At 71.4% G+C, this 23,669-nt stretch carries 22 protein-coding genes; 1 reads left to right on the top strand and 21 read right to left on the bottom strand.

Going from position 1 to position 23,669, the window contains the following annotated elements; all coding sequences use genetic code 11:
- Positions 1-3: 3 nt before the first annotated feature.
- The 13 genes from AB0B96_RS29240 to AB0B96_RS29180 form a co-directional block, all read right to left on the bottom strand.
- The gene (locus AB0B96_RS29240) at positions 4-1,917 is read right to left on the bottom strand and encodes an FAD-dependent oxidoreductase (RefSeq protein WP_362903726.1); all 1,914 of its coding nucleotides are present in this window, start codon (positions 1,915-1,917) and stop codon (positions 4-6) included.
- Positions 1,910-2,821 carry an OsmC family peroxiredoxin gene (locus AB0B96_RS29235; protein ID WP_362903724.1) on the bottom strand — a complete coding sequence of 304 codons (912 nt, stop codon included), beginning with the start codon at positions 2,819-2,821 and terminating at the stop codon, positions 1,910-1,912. The genes AB0B96_RS29240 and AB0B96_RS29235 overlap by 8 nt, the downstream gene beginning before the upstream one ends.
- Entirely contained in the window at positions 2,818-3,291 is a 474-nt protein-coding gene (locus tag AB0B96_RS29230) for a (2Fe-2S)-binding protein (RefSeq protein WP_350945416.1), read from the bottom strand. The genes AB0B96_RS29235 and AB0B96_RS29230 overlap by 4 nt, the downstream gene beginning before the upstream one ends.
- Entirely contained in the window at positions 3,288-4,178 is an 891-nt protein-coding gene (locus AB0B96_RS29225) for an FAD binding domain-containing protein (protein WP_362903722.1), read from the bottom strand. The genes AB0B96_RS29230 and AB0B96_RS29225 overlap by 4 nt, the downstream gene beginning before the upstream one ends.
- Positions 4,175-6,538, bottom strand: coding sequence for a xanthine dehydrogenase family protein molybdopterin-binding subunit (locus tag AB0B96_RS29220; protein ID WP_362903720.1), 2,364 nt, complete (start codon positions 6,536-6,538; stop codon positions 4,175-4,177). The genes AB0B96_RS29225 and AB0B96_RS29220 overlap by 4 nt, the downstream gene beginning before the upstream one ends.
- Entirely contained in the window at positions 6,535-7,110 is a 576-nt protein-coding gene (locus tag AB0B96_RS29215; RefSeq protein ID WP_362903718.1) for an ureidoglycolate lyase, read from the bottom strand. Before AB0B96_RS29215 ends, AB0B96_RS29220 begins: the two co-directional genes overlap by 4 nt.
- Positions 7,104-8,534, bottom strand: a complete 1,431-nt coding sequence (locus tag AB0B96_RS29210) for an MmgE/PrpD family protein (protein WP_362903716.1) — start codon at positions 8,532-8,534, stop codon at positions 7,104-7,106. Before AB0B96_RS29210 ends, AB0B96_RS29215 begins: the two co-directional genes overlap by 7 nt.
- Positions 8,534-9,343: an ABC transporter ATP-binding protein gene (locus tag AB0B96_RS29205; RefSeq protein ID WP_350945421.1), complete on the bottom strand. Its 810-nt coding sequence runs from the start codon at positions 9,341-9,343 to the stop codon at positions 8,534-8,536. Before AB0B96_RS29205 ends, AB0B96_RS29210 begins: the two co-directional genes overlap by 1 nt.
- Positions 9,333-10,103 carry a hypothetical protein gene (locus AB0B96_RS29200; RefSeq protein ID WP_350945422.1) on the bottom strand — a complete coding sequence of 257 codons (771 nt, stop codon included), beginning with the start codon at positions 10,101-10,103 and terminating at the stop codon, positions 9,333-9,335. Before AB0B96_RS29200 ends, AB0B96_RS29205 begins: the two co-directional genes overlap by 11 nt.
- Positions 10,103-11,572 (bottom strand): FAD-dependent oxidoreductase, encoded by a 1,470-nt coding sequence (locus tag AB0B96_RS29195; protein ID WP_362903713.1) that lies wholly within the window; start codon positions 11,570-11,572, stop codon positions 10,103-10,105. The genes AB0B96_RS29200 and AB0B96_RS29195 overlap by 1 nt, the downstream gene beginning before the upstream one ends.
- Before the next feature lie 13 nt (positions 11,573-11,585).
- Complete coding sequence (locus tag AB0B96_RS29190; RefSeq protein WP_362903711.1) at positions 11,586-12,638, bottom strand: ABC transporter substrate-binding protein; 1,053 nt, start codon at positions 12,636-12,638, stop codon at positions 11,586-11,588.
- Between the two features lie 15 nt (positions 12,639-12,653).
- Entirely contained in the window at positions 12,654-13,493 is an 840-nt protein-coding gene (locus AB0B96_RS29185) for an ABC transporter permease (RefSeq protein ID WP_350945425.1), read from the bottom strand.
- Between the two features lie 516 nt (positions 13,494-14,009).
- Positions 14,010-14,819 (bottom strand): IclR family transcriptional regulator, encoded by an 810-nt coding sequence (locus AB0B96_RS29180; protein ID WP_350945426.1) that lies wholly within the window; start codon positions 14,817-14,819, stop codon positions 14,010-14,012.
- Between the two features lie 64 nt (positions 14,820-14,883).
- Between AB0B96_RS29180 and AB0B96_RS29175 the strand changes: the two genes are divergently transcribed.
- Positions 14,884-15,546, top strand: coding sequence for an SDR family NAD(P)-dependent oxidoreductase (locus AB0B96_RS29175; RefSeq protein WP_362903708.1), 663 nt, complete (start codon positions 14,884-14,886; stop codon positions 15,544-15,546).
- 123 nt (positions 15,547-15,669) lie between these two features.
- Here AB0B96_RS29175 and AB0B96_RS29170 read toward each other — a convergent pair whose 3' ends face one another.
- From AB0B96_RS29170 to AB0B96_RS29135, 8 genes are read right to left on the bottom strand one after another with little or no spacing between them, the layout of a single operon-like run.
- Positions 15,670-16,521 carry a 3-hydroxyacyl-CoA dehydrogenase family protein gene (locus AB0B96_RS29170; RefSeq protein WP_362903776.1) on the bottom strand — a complete coding sequence of 284 codons (852 nt, stop codon included), beginning with the start codon at positions 16,519-16,521 and terminating at the stop codon, positions 15,670-15,672.
- Positions 16,521-17,720, bottom strand: coding sequence for a thiolase family protein (locus AB0B96_RS29165; RefSeq protein WP_362903706.1), 1,200 nt, complete (start codon positions 17,718-17,720; stop codon positions 16,521-16,523). The genes AB0B96_RS29170 and AB0B96_RS29165 overlap by 1 nt, the downstream gene beginning before the upstream one ends.
- A 19-nt stretch (positions 17,721-17,739) precedes the next feature.
- Positions 17,740-18,723, bottom strand: coding sequence for an NADPH:quinone oxidoreductase family protein (locus tag AB0B96_RS29160; RefSeq protein ID WP_362903704.1), 984 nt, complete (start codon positions 18,721-18,723; stop codon positions 17,740-17,742).
- A gap of 26 nt (positions 18,724-18,749) precedes the next feature.
- On the bottom strand, positions 18,750-19,895 hold the full coding sequence (locus tag AB0B96_RS29155) for a CaiB/BaiF CoA-transferase family protein (RefSeq protein WP_362903702.1): 1,146 nt from the start codon (positions 19,893-19,895) through the stop codon (positions 18,750-18,752).
- On the bottom strand, positions 19,892-21,028 hold the full coding sequence (locus AB0B96_RS29150; RefSeq protein WP_362903700.1) for an acyl-CoA dehydrogenase family protein: 1,137 nt from the start codon (positions 21,026-21,028) through the stop codon (positions 19,892-19,894). Before AB0B96_RS29150 ends, AB0B96_RS29155 begins: the two co-directional genes overlap by 4 nt.
- A 49-nt stretch (positions 21,029-21,077) precedes the next feature.
- On the bottom strand, positions 21,078-21,863 hold the full coding sequence (locus AB0B96_RS29145; protein ID WP_350945433.1) for an enoyl-CoA hydratase-related protein: 786 nt from the start codon (positions 21,861-21,863) through the stop codon (positions 21,078-21,080).
- Positions 21,860-22,729, bottom strand: coding sequence for a 3-hydroxyacyl-CoA dehydrogenase family protein (locus tag AB0B96_RS29140; RefSeq protein ID WP_362903698.1), 870 nt, complete (start codon positions 22,727-22,729; stop codon positions 21,860-21,862). The genes AB0B96_RS29145 and AB0B96_RS29140 overlap by 4 nt, the downstream gene beginning before the upstream one ends.
- A 12-nt stretch (positions 22,730-22,741) precedes the next feature.
- Positions 22,742-23,620 carry a 3-hydroxyacyl-CoA dehydrogenase family protein gene (locus AB0B96_RS29135; protein ID WP_350945435.1) on the bottom strand — a complete coding sequence of 293 codons (879 nt, stop codon included), beginning with the start codon at positions 23,618-23,620 and terminating at the stop codon, positions 22,742-22,744.
- Between the last annotated feature and the right edge of the window lie 49 nt (positions 23,621-23,669).

Here is a 23,669-nt window from a genome sequence, read left to right as displayed (position 1 = left end):
GGTTCACAGGGCGCGGGCGAGGGCGTGGCCCTCGTACATGGCGTCGAGCAGGGATCGGGGCGCCACCGCGTCACCGATGACGTGCACGGTCAGCCCGCTCCCCGCGAGGTCGGCGGCGAGGGTGTCGAGGGCGTCGGGAGGGTCGAGTTCGATCACGTCGGTGACCCCGTCGATCACGGTCTCGGCCGAGACGAAGGAGGAGCGCACCACGGCCCGTCCCTCACCGAACTCGGCGACGGCGCCGGTCCAGATGTCGACGCCCCGGTTCCTGAGCCGTTCGAGCGCGGTCATCCGGCTGTACTCGGTCACCCCCCACAGCGGGGACGTCGCCGGGGTGACCACGTGCACCGTCCCGCCGGACCCGGCGATGGTCTCGGCGACGGACGCGCAGGTCCAGGTGCCCTCCCGATCGACCACGACGACGGTCCGCCCTTCCCACGAACGACGTTCGAAGGCGGCGAGGGGGCGGCGGCGGGTCGATCCGGTGGCGATCACCACGACGTCGGGAGCCGCCGCGACCACCTCCTGGGCGGTCACCGTCCCCGCCCCGGTCCTGACGGTCACCCCGAGCCTGTCCAGCTCGTGCTCCTCGTAGGTCCGCAGCAGGTCGAGTTCGTGTCGTCCGATCCCCCGCCGCCCGACCCGCACCTGGCCGCCGAGCTCGTCGCCCCGCTCCCACAGGCGCACCCGGTGGCCGCGTTCCGCGGCGACCCTCGCGGTCTCCATTCCCGCCGGGCCGCCGCCGACGACGAGCACCGTCCTGGCCGGGCTCGCGGGTTCCGGGAGAACCGGCCACTCGGCCTCGCGTCCCACGGTGGGGTTCATCATGCAGGTGATGGCGCGGTGCCCGGCGATCTCGCCGATGCAGAAGTTGCACGAGACGCAGGGCCGTACCTCGCCCTCGCGCCCCTCGGCCGTCTTGGCGAGCAGGTGGGGGTCGGCGATGTGGGCGCGGGTCATCGCGACGGCCGCGATCTCGCCGCCCGCGAGGACCCGTTCGGCGTCGTCGACGTCGACGAACCGGCAGGCCGCGAAGACCGGAACGTCACCCGCGACCTCGGCGATCGCGAGCGTCTCCGGCAGGTAGGGCGTCCGGCCCTCGCTCATGTCGGCGACGTGGTGACCGATGGACGGCACCGTGTAGGAGGCGACCGACACGTTGAGGAACGCGATCGGCCGGGTCCGGCACAGGAGTTCCGCGATGCGCCGCCCCTCGGCGAGGTCCTGCCCGCCCGGCAGCAGTTCGTCGGCGCTCATCCGCACCCCCACCAGCGCCGATGACCCGACCGCGTCCAGCACGTCGTCGAGCACCTCCAGCGGGAACCGCAGCCGGTTCTCCTCGGTGCCGCCGTAGTCGTCGGTCCGCGTGTTCGCGGCGGGTGAGATGAACTGGTGCAGCAGGTGCCCGTGCCCGAAGTGCACCTCGATCCCCTGGAACCCCGCCTCCACCGCGAGCAGCGCCGCCGTGACATAGGCCCGTCGCACCTCTTTCCTGTCGGCGGCGGTCATCACGTGCGGGACCTGGCCGGTGGTGTGCCAGGGCACGGCGCTCGGCCCCCACGACGCGGCCCGCCGGAAGAGGTTGTCGCTGTGGCGCCCGGTGTGGGTGATCTGGGTGAAGATCGCGGCGCCCTCGTCGCGTACGGCGGTGACGATGTCGGCCAGGCCCGGCAGCGCGGCCCGGGAGGCGCTCAGCCCGCCCACGCGGCCCAGGCTCGTGTCGTGCACGCGCAGCGGCTCGGTGATGATCAGCCCGGCCCCACCTCTCGCCCGTTCCCTGTGGTAGGCGACGTGGCGGGCGGTCGGCAGGAAGTCCACGCCGAAGTTGGTGGTGTGGGCCGACACGAAGACGCGGTTGCGCAGGGTCAGGCCGCCCAGGTTCAGGGGTGCGAACACGTGCGGGTGACGTTCAGTCATCCCGCTGCTCCCGTACGGTGACCGTGACGACGGCGTTGCCCTTCACCACGTTGGAGATCGCGCAACGGCGTTCGGCGACGGGGATCGCGGTCTCCAGCGCGTCGCGCGGCACGCCCCTGGTGGTCACGTCGAGACGGATGGCGTCGATGGTCCAGCCCGCCGCGTCGATGCGCAGCACGCACGTGCCGGTGACCTCGACGGCCTGTTCCGGGGTGCCGGGGGCGACGGCGTCGAGGGCGCCGCGCAGGGCCATCGCGAAGCAGGCGGCGTGCGCGGCGGCGAGCAGTTCCTCGGGCGAGGTCGCGGGCGCGACGCTGTTCTTCCTGCTCTCCAGGGAGATCGGCAGCGGATCGGTGGCGCCCGAGGCGAGGGCGAGGCGGCCGGCTCCGCCGCGCAGCGCGCCGTCCCAGGCGGCGGTGGCGACGCGGCGTACCGTCGCGGTCGTCGTCGGCGCGGTCGGCGTCGTCGCCGTCGGCGCGGCCGTGCGCCAGCGCGGGTCGATCTCCTCCGTGGTACGTGCCCGGAGCACGCCGCTGATCTCCAGGTCGTTCCAGACCCGCTGTTCGACGATCCGGCCCGCGCTCAACCGGAACCGGTCCACGTAGCGCACGCCGTCGTACCCGACGCCCTGGTTGTTCTCGCCGTACAGGGTGCCCATCGACCAGACGACGACGTCACCCGAGGATTCGGTGAACGCCTCGTACTCGGTGCGGTGCTTGTCGACGTGCCGGTAGCGGGTGGCGGAGGCGTCCGCCAGGTCGCGAAGGGTGGTGTAAAGGCGGTCGCCCGGGAAGATCATCACGGCGTCGGGGGCGAGGTGGGTCCCTGCCGACTCCAGATCTCCCCGGCCGACCGCGGCCAGGAAATCCTCGACGATCGCGATGGCCGCGTCAGTGGTGCTCATGGGGTGTCCTTCATCCGGTCGGCGGCGCAGCGGATCGAGCGCACGATGGCGGCGTAGCCGGTGCAGCGGCACAGGTTGCCGTTGATCGCCTCGACGATCGCGTCGTCGTCGGGGTCGGGGTCGTCCTCCAGCAGCTCACAGGCGGTGAGCAGCATGCCGGGCAGGCAGTAGCCGCACTGGAAGCCGAACTCGTCCCAGAACGCCCGCTGCACCGGGTGCAGCCCGTCCTCGCCCGCGAGGCCCTCGATCGTGGTGAGGTCGGCGCCCTCCGCGCCGACCGCGAGCACCGAGCACGACTTGACGGTGGCGCCGTCGACGCGCACGGTGCAGGCGCCGCAGTCCCCGGTGAGGCAGCCGACGTGGGTGCCGGTCAGTCCGAGGTCCTCGCGGATGGCGTGGACGAGCAGTTTCGACGTCTCGACGTCGATCTCCCGCGCCCGGCCGTTCACGGTGAGGTTGACCCTGGTCATCGCGGTTCTCCTTCCTGGGCGGAGCGCGGTTCCCGGATGCCCCGCGACTCCTCGACGGCCCGCGATTCCTCGGTGGCCCGCATTTCCTCGACGGCCCGCAGTTCCCGGACGGCCCGCAGGGCCGCCACCGGTGCGACCCGGCGGCGGTAGTCGCCGTCTGCGAGCACGTCGCTCCACGGTTCGGTGAGCACCCGCCCGACCTCCGCGCGCACGTGCCCGGGGTCGTCTGATTCGAGGTGCACCGGCAGCGGTGTGGCCGCGACCCCGCCGAGGGCGAGCCGCAGCCTTCCTCCGGGCAGGCGCACGCAGGCCGCCGTCGCGATGGGCCAGCTGCTCTCGGCGAGCTTGAGCTTGTGGTAGCCGAAGGGGCCGGCCGGGTCGGGCAGCACGAGCGCCGCCAGCACCTCGTCCGGCCGCCGCGCGGTGGTGAAGGCGCCGGTGAAGAAGTCGGCCGCCGCGACCTCGCGGACCCCGGCGGCCGAGACCAGCCGCAGCTCCGCCCCGAGGGCGACCAGCACGGCCGGGACCTCGGAGGACGGGTTGGCGTAGCAGGCAGACCCGCCGACGGTGCCCCGGTTGCGGATCTGCGGGCCGCCGGTGATCCCGCCCGCGATTCGCCGCAGCGGTGGCACCTGCTCGCCGCCGTCGCGCAGAAGACGGGTGTACGTGGTCGTCGCGCCCACGACCACGGTGTCACCGGCCCGGGTGATCCCGGACAGTCCGGCCCGTGACAGGTCGACGACGACGTCCGCCGAGGTCCGGCCGTGGGTGAGGTCGGGGACGACCATCGTGCCGCCGCCCACGATCACGGCGTCGTGCCCGGCGAGCGCGGCCACCACCCCTTCGAGGTCGGTGGGCGCGTGGTAGGCGAAGTTCTGGGTGATCATTTCGAGCGGGCCCGTTCGATAAGGTCGAGCACGACCGGCGCCGGCAGCGGCACCTGTGTCACGGTGACGCCGAAGGGCGCGAGGGCGTCCTCGATCGCGTTCGCCACCGCCGCCTGCGCGCCGCCGACCCCGGCCTCGCCCGCGCCCTTGTTGCCGTACATGGTGAAGGGGCTCGGGGTGACCTGGTGTTCGAGGCGGACCTTCGGCAGGTCGCCGGCGCGAGGCAGCAGATAGGACTTGAAGCGGTCGCTGAGCAGGCGGCCCTCGTCGTCGTAGACGAGTTCCTCGGTGAGCGCCGCGCCGAGGCCCATCACGATCGCGCCGTGGGCCTGGCCCTCGACGAGGGCGGGGTTGATGACGACCCCGCAGTCGTGGGCCATCACGAAGTCGACCAGTTCGGTGAGGCCGGTGTCGGCGTCGACCTCGACGACGGCGGCGTGCAGACAGTTGGAGTAGGTGGGGTAAGGCTGGATACGTCCGCGTTCGTCCGGGACGTGGTTGATGTTGCCCGGCTTGAAGGCGCGGGTGGCCTCCAGAACCGGCTCGACCTCCGAGGCCACGGCGAACGCGCGGGTGAGCACGGCCGCGGCGACGTCGGGCACCGGCACCGACCGGTCGGGCTCGCCGGAGACCCGCACCACGCCGCCGGTCACCTCGACCTCGTCGGAGGAGACGCCCAGCATGCGGGCGCCGACCGTGGCGATCTTGGCCCGTACGTCGCGGGCGGCGAGCGCGGCGGACCCGCCGCCGACGACCATGCCGCGCCCGCTGAAGTTGCCGAACCCGCTCGGGCACCGGTCGGTGTCACCCTGGACGACCTGGATCCAGCTCAGCGGCACCCCGAGCTCGTCGCAGACGATCTGCGCGATCGCGGTGTCGTTGCCGCCGCCGGGGCTGGTCACCCCGGTCAGCACGGTGACGCCGCCGCTCATGTTCATCCGGACCGTCGTCACGTCGAACCCGGAGACGAAGGTGCCGGGACCGTCGGCCGACTCCGGCGTGAGCTCGAAGGCGAGCCCGATCCCGAGGTGCCGGCCCAGGGAGCGCAGCTCGCGCTGGCGATCGCGCAGGGCGTCGTAGTCCAGCGCCTTGAGCGCCTTGTCGAGCAGGCCGGGGAAGTCGCCGCTGTCGATGTTCAGGCCGGTCGCGGTGCGGAAGGGGAACCGGTCGGGCGGTACGAAGTTGACCCGCCGCACCCGCGCCGGATCGGCCCCCAGCCCGCGGGCCACCAGGTCGACGACCCGTTCCATCACGAAGTGGGCGCCGTCCTTACCGAAACCCCTCGCGGCGTTCAGCGGCGGCTTGTTGGTCGCCACCACGTGCAGTTCGGCCTCGACGTTCGGTACGAGGTAACCGGAGGCGAGCGTGGTCGCCGACATGTTGGGCATCGCCCAGCCCGGCTGTGCCGTCACCGCGCCCGCGTTCGCGACGATCCGGTCCCTGACCGCGACGATGCGCCCGTCGCGCATCGCGCCGACGGTGACACGGTGCACCTGTTCGCGGGCCCCCGACAGGAAACACTCGCGGCGGTCCTCGATCCACTTCACCGGCGCGCCGGTGAGCCTGCTGAGCAGGCAGATCAGGGTCTCCTCCGGGTGTCCCTGCATCTTCAGCCCGAAACTGCCGCCGACCCGCGCGGTGACGACCCTGATCCTGGTCTCGTCGAGGCCGAGGCTGCGGGCCAGCATCCAGCGAAGCTGGTGGGGGTTCTGGACGGAACCGTGCACGGTCAGCGACTCGTCGAAGCGGTCCCAGGAGGCGAGGTAGCCGCGCGGCTCCATGGGCGCGGTGGTGCTACGGCCGATGCGGATCGTCTCGGTGACGACGAGGTCGGCCGTTTCGAGGGCGGCGTCGACGTCGCCGGTGCCGTAGTGGTTGTGCAGGATGACGTTGTCGGGCCAGTCGTCGTACAACCGGGGCGCGTCGGGCCGCAGCGCGGCGTCGGCGTCGAGCACGTGGGGCAGCCGCTCGTAGCCGACCCTGACCAGCCCGGCCGCCGCCTCGGCCTCGCGGCGGGTGCGGGCGACCACGGCGGCGACGGCCTGACCGGCGTGGACCACCTTGTCCACGGCCAGGCAGCGCACCTCGGCGCGGCGTCCGCCCCGGGCGGCCGGGTCGATGAAGTGCGGGATCGGCCCGCTGTGCCGAGCCGCCCTCTCCCCGGTCAGCACCAGCTCGACACCCGGGGCACGCTCGGCCTCGGAGATGTCGATCCCGGTGATGCGCGCGTGCGCGACGTCACTGCGGACGATCGCGGCGTGCATCATGCCGGGCAGGACGTAGTCGTCCACGAACCGGCCCCGCCCGGTCAGCAGGACCTCGCCGTCCGCCTTGCGGACCGAGGTGCCGATCGCCGTCACGGCAGCCGGACCCTGACCCGCTGACCGGTGCGGTGGAACGGATTGCGCTTCTCGACGTCGAACTTGTCGAGCTCGCCGTTCTCGTCGAGGCGGCACTGCAGGCCCTGGGTGAGCCGTTCGTGGCTGGTGATCAGAAAGAGCTGGCCGTCGACCGAGGGGAACGGCGGCTCGTGCCAGGTGCCCCGGTAGAGGTTGATCGACACGTCGCCCGGCACCACGAACGCCTTCACCTGGTCGAGCGGCGGGAAACCGTGCTCCAGCGGCACGTCCGGCGGCGCGACGACGGCGACGTAGGGCTTGCCGCCGAGCGGGATCATCGTCTGCGTCATCTCGACGTGGCGCTCCAGGTAGCGCAGGTTGTCGCCCCGCATGCCGACGCGGAACACCAGGAACTCCGGCGGGGTGTCGGAGTCGAGCCGGATCGACCCGTGCACGGCGTTCTTGCCGGAGTAGAAGTCGATCGGCAACCGGGGGGTGGCCTCCAGCGACATCACCTCGCCGTAGGGGGCGAAGTCGGCGGCCGTGAGCGGCTGCGGGGTGATGACGTGCTGCGGACTGTCCGGGCTCAGCATGGCTGTCCTCCTGTCGTGATCGTGACCAGGGCGCGTACGGGGGTGTCCTTCGCCGTCAGGAGCAACTCGGCGGCGCGGTCGGCGGCCTCCTCCCCGGCGACGGGGACGGCAGAGCCCCGATACTTGCCGAGCAGCTCCTGGCTGGTCAGCGGGTTGCGGCTGTCTCCTACCGGCAGGTCGATCTGGCGGGTGTGCGTCCCCTTCCCGGTCGTGACGGTGACGCGGGTCGCGGTGTACTCCGGGTAGCGCGCGTCGAGGTCGGGGGCGACCCGGATGCGGACCGAGGCGGCCACCCGGTTGACGAGCGGATCCGAGGTGCGCTCCGGGGCGTACTGGGCGGCGGTGACGTCGCGGTCGGCGAGGGCGACGGCCGCCACGTACGGCAGGCTCAACGTGCACGGCACCACCGAGCCACCCGCGGGACGGTCGACCAGGACCTTGGCGACGTCGTAGGTCTCGACGTCGACGGCGGTCACCTCGGCCACGTCGAGGTCGTGTTCGGCGGCGAGCTCGGCGCACGCCTGGGCGGCGCCGTGGGTGTGGCGGCACCCGGCGAAACGCTTCTGGTGGACCTCCAGGACCGTCCACTCCTCGCCCAGTCCGTCGGTGAGGCGGGAGTCCGTGGGGTCGCCGCGGAACAGGGCGACCAGCCCTCTCGGGTGTTCGACGACCTCGTCCCAGCCGGTGAGCCCGGCCTGGGCGTGCAGGGCGCCCTCGACCCCCGCGCGGGCGATCTGCCCGGCGAACGCGGGCTTCACGGTGAACCCGGCGAAGATCTCCTCGATCATGACGGCGGGCACGAAGAACCCGGCGGCGCCGACGGCCGACGCGATCCCGTCCTCGTCGAGGCCGAGCAGCTTCGCGCATCCGGCGGCGGCGCCGTACCCGGCGGCCACCGGGAACCATCCGGCGACGGTCGCGCCGGGGTGCATGACCCGGCCGATCCGGTTCGCCACCTCGTACGCTGCCACCACCGCCGTCAGCAGCGCGCGCAGGTCGGCGTCGCGGGACTCGGCCACCGCGAGCAGCGCGGGAAGGGCGTGGGAGGGATGGAATCCGCCGAACCGGTATCCGTCCTGGTGTTCCAGTACGTCGGCCGCGCATCCGTTCGCGTAGGCGGCGTCCGCCAGGGTGGTGGAGAAACCGGCACCGAGCACGGTCGCCTCAGGGGTGCCGCCCCTGGCGCGGACCAGTTCGGTGATGGTGGCCGCCTCCGGGACCCGGCCGCCCGCCAGTGCCGCCCCGAAGAAGTCGAGCAGCAGGTGGCGGGCCTTGGCGACGACCGGCTCCGGCAGGTCGTCGAAGGTCAGCTCCGCGACGAAGCGGGCCAGCGCGCGGGTCGCCCCGCGCGTCGCCCCGCCGGTCGATTCGTCCGTCGTCCCGTTCGTCGGCCCGTCGGTCGGCCCGCTCGTCGGCCCGCCCATCAGATCTCACCGAGCTGGGAGCGCAGGTGCTGGACGATCTCCCCGAACTGCGGTGTCTTGACGATGTCGAGCGACCTCGGGCGGGGGAAGTCGATCTCGACGACGTCCTGGATGCGTCCGGGCCGCTGCGAGAGCAGCACCACCCGGTCGGCGAGGAAGACCGCCTCGGAGATCGAGTGGGTGACCAGCACGGTCGTCTTCCCCGTGTCCATCCACAGCTGCTGGAGCATGGAGTTCATCCGGTCGCGCGTCATCGCGTCGAGGGCGCCGAAGGGCTCGTCCATGAGCAGGATCGACGGCCGGTGGATCAGCGCCCGCGCGATGGCGACCCGCTGCTGCATGCCACCGGAGAGCGCGCGCGGGAAGTGTTCGAGGAAGTCCGCCAGGCCCATCATGTCGGCGAGTTCCTCGGCCCTGCTGCGGCGCTCCTTACGGCCGACGCCCTTGCCCTCCAGCGGCAGGGCGATGTTCTTCCAGATCTTCCGCCACGGCATCAGCGTCGCCTGCTGGAAGACGAAGCCGAGCGAGCCGAGCGCCTCCCGCGAAGGAGTGTTGTCGCCCTCCGAGTACAGGAGTTTGTCGCCGATGACGATCGTGCCCTCGGTCGGCGCGATGAGCCCGCCGAGCATCCGCAGGAGCGTCGTCTTCCCGCAGCCGGAGGGGCCGAGCAGCACGACGAACTCGCGCGGCTTGATCTCCAGGTCGGTCGGGACGAGGGCGCGGACCGGTCCGGCGTCGGTGGTGTACTCCTTGCCGACGCCCTTGATCGAGATCGCCGCCCCGCCGTCGATCATCCGTTCATCGGACATACGCACGCTCCGACAGCTCGTCCCAGGTGTTGCCGGGTTCGGGGACGCGGTACTCGGTGGTCGGCGCCGCGTCGGAGCGGATGAACGACATCGTCCCGCCGCGTGAGTAGAGCGGGCCGTGGAAGACGCCCGGGGAGCGGAAGAAGTAGCCGCCCTCGCGGATCACGCCGAGCGGGCCCATCAGCACGTCGCCGTAGATCTTGAACGACTCCTCGTAGACCGGGTGGGCCTCGGCCATGGGCGACTTCCAGCCCGGCATCATCGCGGCGAGGTAGATGTAGACCTCGCCGTCTGAGCGCAGCGTCTTCGACATCGCCCCGACCTCGAGCTCCACCTCGCCGCTCCAGCCGGCCGGGATCCACGGTTCCCTCTCGGGGGTGATCCGCAGGAGCGGTTCACCGGAGCCGACGCCGGCGGCGAAGCCGGGCTCGCCCCAGAATCCGGCGTAGACGGTGAGGCCGCGTACCGACGCGACCAGGTCGATCGCGCTGCCCGCCCGGGCGTAGACGTAGTCGCCGGTGCGGAGCGGCTCTCCGTCGAGCAACCCCTCCCCCGCGACCACGAACAGATCCACCCCGGCGGACAGCACACCCTGGTGACGGCCGGTCAGCCGGTGGACCGCGGTCTCCGCGCCCGTGCCGGCGTCGCGGCTCAGCAACCGCTTGAGCCCGCCCTGCGCCGCGCCGAACGCCCCGTCCTGGACGGGCTGCCACGGCACGTCCTGGGTCTGGACGAAGTCGACGTCAGGCCTGTTCCACATCACATGCTCCCTGGATCGGTGGTGGCGCCGGCCGCCCGGCGTCCGAGCATCCGGCCGAACCCGAGTGCGGGAGTGACGCTCATCCCGCTCACGAACGACTTGCCGGACAAGGTGCTGCCGCCGATGACCTCGCCCGCGGCCCACAGGTTCGCGAACGGGCCGTCGGGTCCGATGACACGCAGCCGGCTGTCGACGGCGAGCCCCGCCGGGCTCTTCAGCGTGGTGCCGTGGTTCAGTACGGCGTAGTACGGCGGTTCTGCGATCGGCACGGGCAGGTGGGCCCGGCCGAAGGGGTCGTCGCCCGAGGCGACGGCCGTGTTGTAGGCGGCCACGGTGTCGGCCAGGACGCCGGGATCCATCCCGGCGGCCCGCGCCAGCGTCGTCAGGTCGAGCGCGGTGACGAACGACGGGTGGCCGTCAAAGGCCCGGTCGAGCTCCGTCTCGTCCCAGGTGGGGAACAGCGCCGGCGCCGATCGGCGGATCGCGGCGTCGTACACCACCCAGAACTTCAGCTCGGGCTGGGCGAGCAGGGCGTTCTCCCGGTCGTCGACGCTCGGGGCGTCCTCGGCGACGAACCGCTCGCCGCGGGTGTTCACGTGGATCTCCCACGGGGCCCGCGCCTGCGGGGTGAGGGCCGGATAGTCGTCCAGCCCCACCGTCTCCCAGGTGCTGCCCGACCGCAGCACCCCGCCGTACGTGGGAAGGAAGCGGTCCTGACCGCGCACCCGGCCACCGGCGTCGACGGCGGCGAGGATGCCGGAACCCTCGGCGCCCGGCGAGGCGGGGCCCGCGAGCGGCGCCCCCGACGTGAGCCGGGGGAACAACTCGGGGTTGCCCGCGTAGCCGCCGCTGGTGAGGATCACGTTCGTCGCGTCGATCTCCCGGAACGTTCCATCGGGGTCCCGGACCGTCACCCCGGCCACCCTGGGCTCCCCGGGCTTTCCGGTCTCCACGGCACGTTCCGCGGTCCGGAACGCCACCAGTTCGGTGCCGAGCGCCAACGTGACCGATCCCGCGCACGCCTTCTCGAACGCCGGGAGCAGCACCTCCAGCACCGACCGCCCCGCGTTGCGCCCCCAGTAGGTGCGCGGCAGCAGGTAGGGCTCGTGGAAGTGCAGCACCGCCGGGGCGTCGGGGTCCATGTCGAAACCCGAGGCCATCAGCCATTCGATCGTCGCGGGCGCGTGGTCCACCGCGAGCCGGACCAGCTCCGGATCGGCGGTGTTCCTGCTGATCCGCATCACGTCGTCGAAGTGCAGGTCGGGGCTGTCACGGATGCCCTTGGCACGCTGCAGGGCGGTGCCGCCCGCCGAGAGCTGTGCCCAGGACCGCCACAGGGTGCCGCCGGGCCGGTCGCCCTTCTCGACGACCGTGACCCGCAGACCGTGCGCCGCGGCCTCGATCGCGGCCGGCAACCCGGCGGTGCCGGCGCCGACCACCACGAGGTCGGTGGTCGTGGTGCGCTGCATCAGGAGCGGCCTTTCACACGGAGTCGATGAACGTGGTGTCGATGAAGTCGGTGACCGGCCGCTTGGTGTCCTTGATCATTCCGGACTTGCGCATCAGCTCGATCCCGCTCTCCCAGACGGCGGTGTCCATCGACAGGAAGTCACCGTTCTTGGCGGTGCTGACCTTGACCTCGGCGGCGACCTTCGCGGCGGCCAGTGCCTTGTCGGAGACCTCGATCTCGTTGAGCACGCCCACGGCCTCCAGCACCTTGTCGGTGTTGGCGGTGTCCGCCATGAACTTCCACGCCTTGCGGCAGGCCCGCAGGAAGCTGGTGATCGCCTCGCCCTCGGCCTGCGCGGTCTCCCTGGTGACGAAGTAGGAGTCGCCGGGGAGCGGCGCGAACAGGTCGGTGTTCAGGTAGTTCAGCTCGATGTTGCGCTGCCTGAAGGCCGTCTCGGAACCGATGAAGGTGATGAAGCCGTCCACCTCGCCCCGGTTGAGGAACTCCAGCGAGCCGACGTCGGCGCCGGTGACGACCTTCTTCACCTTCGTGGGGTCAAGCCCCTCGGCGACCGACATCGCGTCGAGCAGCAGCTCGGTGGTGCCGCCCTTGGAGATGACGCCGATGGTCTTGCCCTGCCACTGCTCGGGGCTGGTCAGCGGCTTGTCCGGCAGGGACGCGACGCTGTACTGGCTGACCTGGTCCTTCTGGCCGACCGTGACGATCGGGGTGTCCTGGTCGGCGATGAGCGGGCAGGTGATGACGGAGGCGGCCTTGCCGAACATGGCCTGCTTGCCCGCCACCTGGGAGACGGAGCTCGCCGTGCCGGTGCCGCCGATCGACGTGATCAGCAGGCCCTCCTCGGCGAAGAACCCCTGGGCCTGGGCGACGTACACGTCGGAGTGGGCGATGATGTGCTGGAACGGGGTCATGTAGACGAGGTTGCGCAGCTGCTCGCCCGAAGGACCGGTGCTGGCGGCGGTGTCCCCGCCGGAGCCGTCCGACGAGCACCCGATGAGGAACTGGCTTCCGGTGGCGGTGGCGACGAGCAGCCCGGCCCCGCGGAGGAAGTTGCGGCGGTCCATGTAGGTGTTCCTGTTCTAGAGAGACGTGGGACGGCCGGACGACTCGTGCCAGGGGATCGCGAACCTCCGGATGGCCGCGGTGACGGCGTAGAGGAGGAAACCGAGCACCGTCATCACGATCACGACCGCGAAGAGCATGTCGGTGCGGAGACCGGCCAGCATCATCGTCGCGAGGGCACCCAGGCCCTCGTCGCCACCGAGGTACTCGCCGACGACGGCGCCGGTGATGGCGAAGACGATGCCCAGCTCCACGCCGGTGAGCACGTAGGGCAGCGAGGACGGGATGTCCAGGGAGATCACACGCTTCCACCAGGGTGCCTGGATGACGCGCATGAGATCGCGGTGACCGGGTTCGATCGACCGGATCCCGAGGATCGTGTTCTGCATCATCACGAAGAACGCGATGATCGCCGCCATGAAGATCTTGGATGTGGGTCCGAAACCGAACCACAGAAGGAACAGCGGGACGATGGCCACCTTCGGTACGACCTGGGTGGCGATGAGGAACGGCGACAGGACCCGTTCCAGTCTGCGGGCCTTGCCGAGGATGATGCCCAGGGCCACCCCGACGACGGCGGCGAGGGCGAACCCGACCAGCGTCTCGTAGAGGGTGACCTTGATCGCCTCGTAGATGAGCGAGCCCTGCATCAGTTCGACCAGGGCCGCGCCGACCGTCTCGGGCGGGGGAAGCATCAGCTCTCCGACGCCGAACAGCACGGTGTAGGCCTTCCACGCCCCGATGAAGACCAGAAGCAGCAGAGGGGTGGTGATCCACAGCATCAACGAGGAATCGGTCCACTTACGTCGAGGCGCGCGGGGCCGCATCTCCTCCGAAGTGCGGACTGAGGTCGACATGTGCTGCCCTCCAGGCTCCCGGTGTATCGCTGGGCGGAACGCCGTACCGGATACCGTGATGCTAGGCGCGCCACCAAAAGCAGGTCAAGGGATCCATCACTGTTTTTCGAGTTTGTAACACGCAGGGGCGATTTGACGCTTTTATCACCATATCTGAGGGTGACCGGTGCACAATCGATCGCTACACAGAGTGATAACAGCAGGTAAAAGAGGCGCCGCCGCGTCGACGGCGGGCGCCTGTCAGGGATTTCGGTCAGTCGGCCCTCAGGGGCGGCCGGCCCGAACGGTGAGCCGGCCCCGCAGTCGGCCGGTCCTGAGGATCAACCGCGTTCCGCTCAGGAAACCGGGCGGCGAAGCCGGGAAGGCAACGGAGCCAAGGGCGGCGAGACCAAGGAGGGCAGCGAAGCGGGGAAGACAACGGAGCCAGGGGCGGTGAGGCCGGGAGGGCAGCGGAGCCAGGAAGATCGCGAAGTGAAGGTCGCGAGGTAGGGAGATGGAGCCAGGAAGGCGGCGAAGTCAGGAGGAACGGTAACCGAGCTGGCGGGAGACCTCGGTGGCGGCCTCGTGGACGAGGCGGCCGTACTCCTCGATGTTGCCGACGCTGAGCCGGCTCACCGGCCCGCAGACCGAGATCGAGCCGTAAACCCGGCCGGTCGCCTCGTGGACCGCCGCCGCGACCGACGCCGCCCCCTGCTGGCGCTCGCCGAGGCTCACGGCGTAACCGCGCTGCCGGATGGTCTCCAGCTCGTCGGCGAGCCGGGCCGGGTCCTGGATCGTGATCCCGGTCAGCGCCTCAAGCGGCTGCGAGGACAGGTAACCGCGGATCTCCTCGGCCTCCATCGCGGCCAGGATCGCCTTCGACGACCCGCCGGCGTGGAGCGGGTAGAGCCGCCCGAGCTGCACCGACATGCGGATCTCCTGCGGTGAGAGCACCTGGGTGAGATACATGCGCTGGGTGCCGTACCGCACCGAGAGGGTCGCGGTCTCCTTGGTGTGGGCGACCAGCCGTTCGAGGTAGGGCTGGGCGATCCTCGGCACCTCCATCTGCGCCATCGCCGCCAGGCCCACGCTCACCGCGCCGGGCCCCAGGCGGTAACGCCGGGTGCGCTCGTCGAAGGAGAAGAAGTCGGCCGCCACGAGGGTGCGGACCACCCGGTGGACCACCGCCTTGCTCAGCCCGAGCGACCTGGCCAGCTCGGAGACGCCGATGTCGGGCTCCTTCGCCGCCGCGACCGCGAAGATCACCTGCAGTGCCCTCTCGACACCGCTGCTGGTCTGCCCGTCGTCGGCAGGGGTCCCGTTCGCCGTACTCTCCTCCGCCCGCACAAGCTCAGAGCATAGCCCGCCCCCGGGTCGTCCGGCCTCACCCATCCCTGATACAAATGTCCGGATGGCGAAGACTTCCCTGGTGGTGGGGGGTGCGGGTGGCATCGGCCGCGCCTGCGCCGACCGCCTGCGCGCCCTCGGCCACGACCTGATCGTCATCGACAGAGCCCTCGGCCACGACGCGAGCGACCCCTCCTCGGTACGTGAGGCACTCGGTGACACCCCGATCCTGGACAACGTCGTCCACGCCGCCGGCTCCGTCGGCGAGGGCGGCATCGAGGACCTCGACCTGGCCCAGTGGCGCCGGGTGCTCGACGACAACCTGACCTCCGCCCTCGTCGTCACCCAGGCGGCGCTCCCCCTGATGGGCGAGGGCGGCTCGGTCGTCCTGTTCAGCTCGGTCAACGGCCGCCACGGCGGCAACCGCCTGTCAGGCCCCGCCTACGCCACCGCGAAGGCCGGGCTGATCGGCCTCACCCGCCACCTGGCCAAGGACCAGGCGGCGAGGGGGATCCGGGTGAACGCGGTGGCCCCCGGCCCGGTGGCGACCCCGATGCTGACCCGCCTGTCCGAGAAGGAGATGGACGCCCTGCGACGCCAGATCCCCCTCGGCCGGGTGACCAGCCCCGAGGAGATCGCCGGCACGGTCGAGTGGCTGTGCTCCTCATCCGCCGCCTCGGTCACCGGGGCGGTGATCGACGTCAACGGCGGCATGTGGATGGGCTGACCTCGTACGGGAACGGGACTCACCGGTGCCACCTACATCGCCCACCGGCTTGCCCGGCCGGCCCTGTACGGGGACGGACTACTTCGCCCACCGGCTCGCCAAGCCACCCCCACGGGGACGGGCTCACCAGTCGTAGAAGCCCTTGCCCGTCTTGCGCCCGAGGTGTCCCGCGGCGACCAGTTCGCGCAGGATGCGGGGAGGTTCGAAGCGCGCTCCCAGTTCGCGGGCGAGGTGTTCGGCGATGGCGAGCCGGACGTCGAGTCCGACGACGTCGGTCGTCTTCAGGGGGCCCAGGGGGTGCTTGTAGCCGAGCGTCATCGCCGTGTCGATGTCTTCCGCCGACGCGACCCCCTCCTCCAGCATCCGCATCGCCTCCAGGGCGAGGGCCACCCCCAGCCGGCTGCTCGCGAAGCCCGGCGAGTCGCTCACCGTGATCGCGGTCTTGCCGAGGGCGGTCACCCAGGTCTGCGCGTCCGCGACGAGGTCCCGTGAGGTCTTGGTGCCGACGACGACCTCCACCAGCTCACTGGCCGGTACGGGGTTGAAGAAGTGCAGGCCGACGAAGCGCTCCGGCCGGGCCAGCTCCCTGGCCAGGTCGTCGATCGACAGGCTGGAGGTGTTGGTGGCGAGCACGGCGTCCGCCGCGACCTCCTCCACGTCGCGCAGCACCCGCCGCTTGAGGTCGGGATCCTCGGGGACCGCCTCGATCACCAGGGCACACGCCCCCAGCGGGGTGCGGTCGGTGGTGACGACCAGCCGTGAGAGGAGTTCGGCCGCGGGCGCGGGGAGCTTCCCCCTCCGCTCGGCGTTCGCCACGCTGCCCTCCACCCGCTCACGGGCGGCCCGCACGGTGTCGTCCGAGGTCTCGACGATCCGTACGTCGGCGCCTGCCAGCAGGAACGCGTGCGCGATGCCCGCGCCCATCCGCCCGCCTCCGTACACCCCCACCGTCGACGGAGCGCTGGTGGACCGCATCATGACCACTTCCCTGTGTCGGTGACGTTTTCCAGTACGACGGCGAGGGCCTGTCCCACGCCGATGCAGATGGCCGCGACGCCCCAGCGCTCCCCTTCCGAGGCGAGGCGCCGGGCGAGCGTGCCGAGGACGCGCGCGCCCGAGGCCCCGAGCGGGTGCCCGATCGCGATCGCGCCGCCCTTGGTGTTGACGATGTCGGGGTCGATCTTCCAGGCGTCGACGCAGGCGAGTGACTGCGCGGCGAAGGCCTCGTTGAGCTCGACCGCGCCGACGTCGGACCAGCCGATCCCCGCCCTCGCCAGGGCGACCCCGGCCGCCTCGACCGGTGCGAATCCGAAGTCCTGCGGATCCAGCGCGTGCACTCCCCGGCCCGCGAAGCGGGCCACCGGGTCGGAGCCGATGAGCGATCCGGCCTCCTCCGACCCGACGACCAGGGCGGCCGCCCCGTCGCTGAGCGGGGACGCGTTGCCCGCCGTGATGGACCCGTCGGGCCTGAACGAGGGCTTCAGCCCGGCCAGCGTCTCGGGGGACGAGCCGGGTCTGATGCCTTCGTCCCTGTGCAGCCCGGTGTTCTCCACCGGAACGACCAGATCGTCGTAGAACCCGTCCTCCCAGGCGGCGTGGGCGAGCCGGTGCGAGCGCGCCGCGAACTCGTCCTGCCGCTCGCGGGTGATGCCGTACCTGTCGGCCAGCTGCTCGTTGCACTCGCCCAGGGAGACCGTCCACTCCTTCGGCATACGCGCGTTGACCAGCCGCCACCCCAGCGTCGTGGAGACCGCGCTGAGGTCACCCGCGGGATAGCCGCGCCTGGGCTTGGGGAGCACCCACGGCGCCCGCGTCATCGACTCGGCACCGCCGGCCACGACGACCTCGGCGTCACCCGCCTCGATCATCCGGGACGCCGTCATCGCCGCGTCCAGCGACGAGCCGCAGAGCCGGTTCACCGTCGAGCCGGGCACCGAGGTGGGCAGCCCGGCGAGCAACACCGCCATGCGCGCGACGTTGCGGTTGTCCTCACCGGCGCCGTTGGCGTTGCCGTAGATCACATCGTCGATCAGCGCGGGATCCAGCGCCGGCACCGTGTCGAGCACCCCCGTGAGCGCGGCCGCGGCCAGGTCGTCGGGACGCACCTCGGCGAGGGCGCCGCCAAAACGGCCGAACGGCGTACGGACGGCGGCGTAGAGAAACGAGGTGGTCACCCGTGGAGTCCTTTCCTGCTCAGCCCAGGCCCGTCGTCAACACGACCTTGCCCTTGACCCGGCCCTCCTTGACGTACTGCAGGGCGTCGCCGGCCTTCTGGAGCGGGAACGTCGTGTCGACCGCCGCGTCGACCTTCCCGTCGACGAACAACCGGAACACCTCGGCCATGGTCGAGCGCATCAGCTCCGGCATCCGGTCGCGGTAGTCGCTGCTCTGGAGTCCCACGATGCTGATGCTCTTCACCAGGACGTGTCCGGGCTTGATGGGGTTCTGACCACCCGAGGCGAATCCGACGATCACGATGCGGCCCTCCCAGGCGGTCGCCCGGATGATCTGGGTGAGGAAGTCACCGCCGAGCATCTCGAGGACCACGTCGACGCCCCTGCCGTCGGTGGCCGCCAGCAGGTCGTCGCGCAACGTCTCCGGGGTGGAGGTGAGCACGACGTCCGCGCCCTGCCGGCGGGCCAGCTCCGCCTTCGCGTCGTCCTGGGCCAGCGCGATCACCCGCGCGCCGTACGCCTTGGCGAGCTGGACGCCGGCGGAACCGACGCCTCCGCCCGCGCCGGTGACCAGAACGGTCTCCCCCGGCTTCATCCGGCCTCGGCGCAGCAGCCCGAAGTAGGCCGTGGAGTAGACGAGGCCGGAGGCGGCCGCCGACTCGTAGGACATCGCGTCGGGCAACTCCATGACCAGTTCCTCGGGGACGCGCAGCTGCTCGGCGTAGCCACCGAACTCGACCAGCGCGAGGACACGCTGGCCGACCCGGAGTCGTTCGACGCCCGCACCGACCGCCTTGACGCGTCCCGCCGCCTCCTTGCCGGGGCTGAAGGGCCGTTCCGGCAGGTTCTGGTATTTGCCCTCGACGACGAGAATGTCGGGGAAGTTGACGCTGACGGCACCGACCTCGATCACGACCTCGCCCGGACCCGGCACCGGGTCGGGTACGTCTTCGACGACGAGGCTGGTCGGGGGGCCGAACTCCTTGACGAGTGCAGCGCGCATGGATGTCTCCTTCGGTTGGTCGGGCGTCAGGACCAGGGCGACTCTTCGCCCAGATCGGCGAGTGCGGGGTAGGGCACGGTGCCGGGTCCCTGACGTAGCGTCGGCGAGATGGGGCTGGGGAGGGTCGCGAACGAGTCCCGCGTTCCGGGTGCGGACACCCGCTGGGGCGCGTCGACGTCGACGAGGTTCGCCTCGACCGCCTCGTCCCACGTCGCGACGACGACGGTGCACACGTCCTCACCGTCGAGTACGGACCGCCAGTGGTCGGCGGTCTCGGAGGCGAACCGTCCGGCCAGCGCGCCGATCACGGCCCGCTCCTGGCCGCGGTCGTCGTGGAAGCTCGGGTCGAGCCCCACCAGCTCGACCAGCCGGTCCCAGAACTTCTGCTCCAACGCCGCGCAGGCGACGTGACGGCCGTCCGCGGTCTCGTACACCTGGTAGCGCGGGCTGCCGCCGGTGAGGAGTTCGGCGCCGGGGCGAGGCCAGCCCCCGCCCGCCTGGTGGGTGGCGAAGTAGCCGTACGCGAGGACCTGCAGGTTGTGGGTGATCGAGATCTGCAGGTGGACCGGGTCACCGGTGACGTCCCGCTGTCGCAGGGCGAGCAGGATGTTGACGACCGCGGGGTAGGTGCCGCCGGCGATGTCGGCGAGCACGGTCACCGGCAAACCGGGGGATCCGGTGCCGTCGACGGCCGCCCCGAGCAGGGCGGACTCGGCGAGATAGTTCAGGTCGTGGCCCGCGCGGGTGGCCCGTGGGCCCGTCGGGCCGTACCCGCTGATGGAGCAGTAGACAACGTCGGGGTTCACCGCGCGCACGTGCTCGTACCCCAGGCCGAGCCGGTCGGCGACACCCGGCCGGAACTGCTCGACCACGACATCGGCCTCGGCGGCGAGTTCGAGCACGCGGTCCCGCTGGACGGGGTCCTTGAAGTCCGCGGCGTACGCCCGTTTCCCCCGGTTGAGTACCGCGTAGTTCGCACTCGCCTCGCCGAAGCGCGGCTCATAGGTGCGCATCTCGTCCCCGCGGCCCGGCCGTTCGAGTTTGACGACGTCGGCGCCCGCGTCGGCCAGCATCAGGGTCGCGAGAGGGCCCGGCAGCAGGGTGGAGAGGTCCAGGACCTTCACTCCGTGCAGGGGGAGCCGAGGACGCGAGGTCGGTACGGGGGGTGTCATGACGCCTCGGCCTCACGGAGCGGGCCCAGACCGACGAGGGTACGGGCGGTGAGAGCGGTGGCGGTCTGGGTGTCCGTCGCCGCGCGCAGCGAGACCGCGTCGCGCAGGTGGCGTTCGACGGGGTACTCGGCCAGGTAGCCGTAGCCGCCGTGGGACTGCAGGGCCGCGGCGGCCACCTCGATCGCGGCGTCGCAGGCGTGGCGTACGGCGGCGAGCGCCCGCACCGAACCCTCGACGCCCCCGCCGTCCCCGACGCCCCTGACGCCCCCGACGCCGCTGTCTCCCCGGTCGCCCTCGCCGTCCCCGTCGCGCTCGTCCGCGGCGAACGCCACCGCCAGCGCCACCGAGGTCCGCATCGCCTGGTCGAGCAGCGACTGCCGCACGGTCGGCAGCTCGGTGAGGGGTCCGCCGAACTGGTGGCGCTCCGCAGCGTAGGCGGCCGCGGCGTCGGCGGCGGCCCCGGCGATTCCCGCGGCGACCGCCGCGGCCCCCTGGCGCAGTCGGGTCCGCGCCGCGCCGACGTCGACGTTTCCCATCCGGTGAACCGCGCCCGCGGGAACGGTGTCCTTGAGCCGCACCGATCGTGTCAGGGCGCCGCCCAGCCCGGTCCGCTCCAGCGGCCGGGTGGTCATCGCCTCCGGTCCGACCAGCACCGCGGTGTCGTCGTCGCCGAGCAGCAGCAGGTAGGGGGCCTCGGCGGCCGGATCGATCCGGTCCACGGAACCGCTGAGCGCATCCGCCGACCAGTCCAGCCGCACCTGCGGCGACGTCGCGTCCACGACGGCGATCGCCACGGCGGCCGTGTGCACGGCGGCGACCACGTCGGCGAACCGGTCGTCGCCGCCGAGGACGTCGACCGCCGCGTGCGCCTGGGTGGCCGCCCAGCCGAGGGCCGGCCAGGCACGTCCCAGCCGCTCCATCGCCACGGCGGTGGTGAGGCGGCCGGCTCCGCCGCCGCCGTACCGCTCGTCGGTACCGATGGTCCAGACGCCCAGTTCGGCGAGCTCGGTCGCGAGCCCGCCGACGACGTCAGCGTCGTCGGACAACACCACGTCGTGATCGGCGACGAAGGCGTCCAGCATCGCCACCAGGTCGCGCTGCTCCTCGTCGAGGGCGGGGCCGAACCGGCTCATCGTGGTCCTTTCCGCATGGAGATCCCCGCCGTGAGGTGCGAAGACGACGTCACGACCAGAAGCTTTCCGGGTCGGGCGCGCGACGCTCGCCGAACGAGTCGCTCAGCTCGTGGGCCTCACGGGTCTGCAGGTAGAAGGAGAGCTGCTGGTCGTGGGCCATCCGCGCCTGGCCGGAAACGCCGTTGTGGCGAGCCGAGAACGCGGCCTTCATACCGGCGATCGCCATCGGACCGCGGGAGGTGAGTGCGCGGGTCACCTCGGCGACCCGCTCGCGCAGCCGGTCGGCGGGCACCACCTCGTTGACCAGCCCCATCGCCAGCGCTTCCTCGGCGGAGTACTTCTGGTTGAGGTACCACATCTCCTTGGCCCGCTTGCGGCCGATGGTGTCCTCCAGATACCAGGATCCGTAACCGGCGTCGAAGCTGCCCACCATGGGCCCGACCTGCCGGAAGACCGCGTTCTCCGAGGCGATCGTGAGGTCGCACACCGTGTGGAGCACGTTGCCTCCGCCGACGGCGAACCCGTTCACGGCGGCGACCACGGGCTTGGGGATGGTGTCGAGCGCCTGGTAGACGTCGACGATCGGCAGGACCTGCGACTGGTCCAGGGAGGTGACCGGGTCGTGTTCGCCTCCGATGCAGAAGAACTTCTCTCCCGCCCCGGTGAGGACCGCGGCGCGCAGGGCGGGGTCGAGGCGGAAGCGCTGGAGCGCGTCGAACAGCTCCAGGCAGGTCCGGTGGCGGAACTTGTTCCCCGCCTCCGGCCGGTTGATCGTGATCGTGACGACCGGGCCTTCGAGGTCGATGAGGATGTCCTCGTAGTGCGACGGTTTCATCGGGTCCTCTTCTCTCCGGCGCGGAAACCCTTGCCGTTCTTGGTGCCGAGCCGGCCGGCGGCGACCATCTGCCGCAGCAGCGGGGGCGGCGCGTAGCGGTCGTCGGAGGTGGCGGCGTACGCGTTCTCCGTGGCGTGCAGGTGCACGTCGAGGCCGATCATGTCGAGCATCTCCAGTGGGCCCGACCTGTAGCCCAGCCCCAACTTGAGCGCCAGGTCGATGTCCTCGGCGGTGGCGAGCCCCTCGTCGTACTCCTGGATGACGTCGTTGAGGTAAGGAAGGAGCAGCGCGTTGACCAGAAAGCCTGGGCGGTCCTTCACGACGACGGGCTGCTTGCCGTCCAGGCTGTTCACGAGCGCGACGAGCCGGTCGACGAGGCCCTGGTCCGTCTGCAGGGCGCGGACCACCTCGACGGTGCGCATCACCGGCGCCGGGTTGAAGAAGTGCAGCCCGGCGACCCGCGCGGGGTTGGGCAGCAGGGCCGCGAGCTCGGTCACCGACAGCGCCGAGGTGTTGGTCACGATCGGGGTCTCGTCACCGACGGCGAGAGCGGCGGCGGCGAGGACCTCGCGCTTGACCTCGAGGTTCTCGGTCACCGACTCGACGACGAGGTCCACGCCGGCCAGGTCGCCCGGCGACGTGACGGTGGTGATGCGGGCGAGTGCGGCCCGTTTCTCCTCGCCGCTCACCTTGCCGCGGGCCACGCCACCGTCGAGGAAGGCGTCGATCGCGGCGACGCCCGCCTCGGCCCGTGTCCGGTCGGCCTCCACGGCGACGACGTCGCGGCCGGACATGGCGAACACCTGGGCGATGCCGCCGCCCATGGTTCCCAGGCCGACCACTCCGATTCTGTGGAACTGGTTCATCGTCTGCCTCCTTCAGGATCCGAAGAGCCGGGTGTCGTCGTACTCGTAGAAGCCGCGACCGGTCTTGCGACCGAGGTCGCCGGCCGCGACCATCCGTTCGACCATCGGCGGCGGGAAGAAACGCGGGTCGCGCAGTTGCTCGTACAGCCGCGTCGCGACCTGCTGGTGGATGTCGAGGCCGACGATGTCGAGCAGCCGGAAGGGCCCCATCGGGTGGCCGACGGCGCCGAGCACCGCGGCGTCGATGTCCTCCTTGGTGGCCACGCCCGCCTCGAGCGCCCGGATGCACGAGTTCTCCCACGGGATGAGGAACCTGTTCACGATGAACCCGGGGCTGTCCTTGGTGACGACGCTCACCTTGCCGAGGGAGCCGAGGAACTCCTCGGTCGCCCTGTGCGCCCAGCCGGCGGTGTGCCGTCCGTCGGCCACCTCGACGAGTTTCATCAGCGGCGCGGGGTTGCAGTAGTGGGTGCCGACGACCCGTTCCGGCCGGCGCGACCCGGACGCGATGCCGGTGACCGAGAGCGTCGAGGTGTTGGTGTGGAACAGCGTCGAGTCCGACACGATCTCGTCGAGGCGGCCGAACATCTCCTTCTTCACCCGCAGGTCTTCGAAGACCGCCTCGACCACCACGTCGCAGGGCGCCAGGTCGGTGAGGTCGGTGCTGCCCACGAGGGCGTCCTTCGCCCTCCGCGCCGCTCCCTCGTCCATCTTGCCGAGCCGGACGCCCTTGTCGAAGAAGCCGTGCACGGTCTCGATGCCGCGTTTGAGGTTGTTCTCGTCGACGTCGAAGAGGATGGTCCGGTGCCCGGCTCGCGCCATCACGATGGCTATGCCGGAGCCCATGGTGCCGGCGCCGAGCACGGCGACGGTCTTGCTCTCGTTCCTCACGGGGTCTCCTCCTCGCTGTGGCCGGGGTTGTGGCTGCGGCCCGGGCTGG

Source organism: Streptosporangium sp. NPDC049046 (genome assembly GCF_040649155.1).
GTDB lineage: Bacteria > Actinomycetota > Actinomycetes > Streptosporangiales > Streptosporangiaceae > Streptosporangium.
This window is presented reverse-complemented; position numbering and strand designations above follow the sequence as displayed.

Bases quoted from the DNA above. Each gene is read 5' to 3' on its own strand.
- AB0B96_RS29140 (WP_362903698.1), bottom strand. From the start codon at position 22,729: ATGAACCAGTTCCACAGAATCGGAGTGGTCGGCCTGGGAACCATGGGC.
- AB0B96_RS29185 (WP_350945425.1), bottom strand. From the start codon at position 13,493: ATGTCGACCTCAGTCCGCACTTCGGAGGAGATGCGGCCCCGCGCGCCT.
- AB0B96_RS29160 (WP_362903704.1), bottom strand. From the start codon at position 18,723: ATGCGCGCTGCACTCGTCAAGGAGTTCGGCCCCCCGACCAGCCTCGTC.
- AB0B96_RS29195 (WP_362903713.1), bottom strand. From the start codon at position 11,572: ATGCAGCGCACCACGACCACCGACCTCGTGGTGGTCGGCGCCGGCACC.
- AB0B96_RS29205 (WP_350945421.1), bottom strand. From the start codon at position 9,343: ATGTCCGATGAACGGATGATCGACGGCGGGGCGGCGATCTCGATCAAG.
- AB0B96_RS29175 (WP_362903708.1), top strand. From the start codon at position 14,884: ATGGCGAAGACTTCCCTGGTGGTGGGGGGTGCGGGTGGCATCGGCCGC.
- AB0B96_RS29210 (WP_362903716.1), bottom strand. From the start codon at position 8,534: ATGGGCGGGCCGACGAGCGGGCCGACCGACGGGCCGACGAACGGGACG.
- AB0B96_RS29190 (WP_362903711.1), bottom strand. From the start codon at position 12,638: ATGGACCGCCGCAACTTCCTCCGCGGGGCCGGGCTGCTCGTCGCCACC.
- AB0B96_RS29215 (WP_362903718.1), bottom strand. From the start codon at position 7,110: ATGCTGAGCCCGGACAGTCCGCAGCACGTCATCACCCCGCAGCCGCTC.
- AB0B96_RS29170 (WP_362903776.1), bottom strand. From the start codon at position 16,521: ATGCGGTCCACCAGCGCTCCGTCGACGGTGGGGGTGTACGGAGGCGGG.
- AB0B96_RS29225 (WP_362903722.1), bottom strand. From the start codon at position 4,178: ATGATCACCCAGAACTTCGCCTACCACGCGCCCACCGACCTCGAAGGG.
- AB0B96_RS29150 (WP_362903700.1), bottom strand. From the start codon at position 21,028: ATGAGCCGGTTCGGCCCCGCCCTCGACGAGGAGCAGCGCGACCTGGTG.
- AB0B96_RS29145 (WP_350945433.1), bottom strand. From the start codon at position 21,863: ATGAAACCGTCGCACTACGAGGACATCCTCATCGACCTCGAAGGCCCG.
- AB0B96_RS29200 (WP_350945422.1), bottom strand. From the start codon at position 10,103: ATGTGGAACAGGCCTGACGTCGACTTCGTCCAGACCCAGGACGTGCCG.
- AB0B96_RS29240 (WP_362903726.1), bottom strand. From the start codon at position 1,917: ATGACTGAACGTCACCCGCACGTGTTCGCACCCCTGAACCTGGGCGGC.
- AB0B96_RS29230 (WP_350945416.1), bottom strand. From the start codon at position 3,291: ATGACCAGGGTCAACCTCACCGTGAACGGCCGGGCGCGGGAGATCGAC.
- AB0B96_RS29155 (WP_362903702.1), bottom strand. From the start codon at position 19,895: ATGACACCCCCCGTACCGACCTCGCGTCCTCGGCTCCCCCTGCACGGA.
- AB0B96_RS29235 (WP_362903724.1), bottom strand. From the start codon at position 2,821: ATGAGCACCACTGACGCGGCCATCGCGATCGTCGAGGATTTCCTGGCC.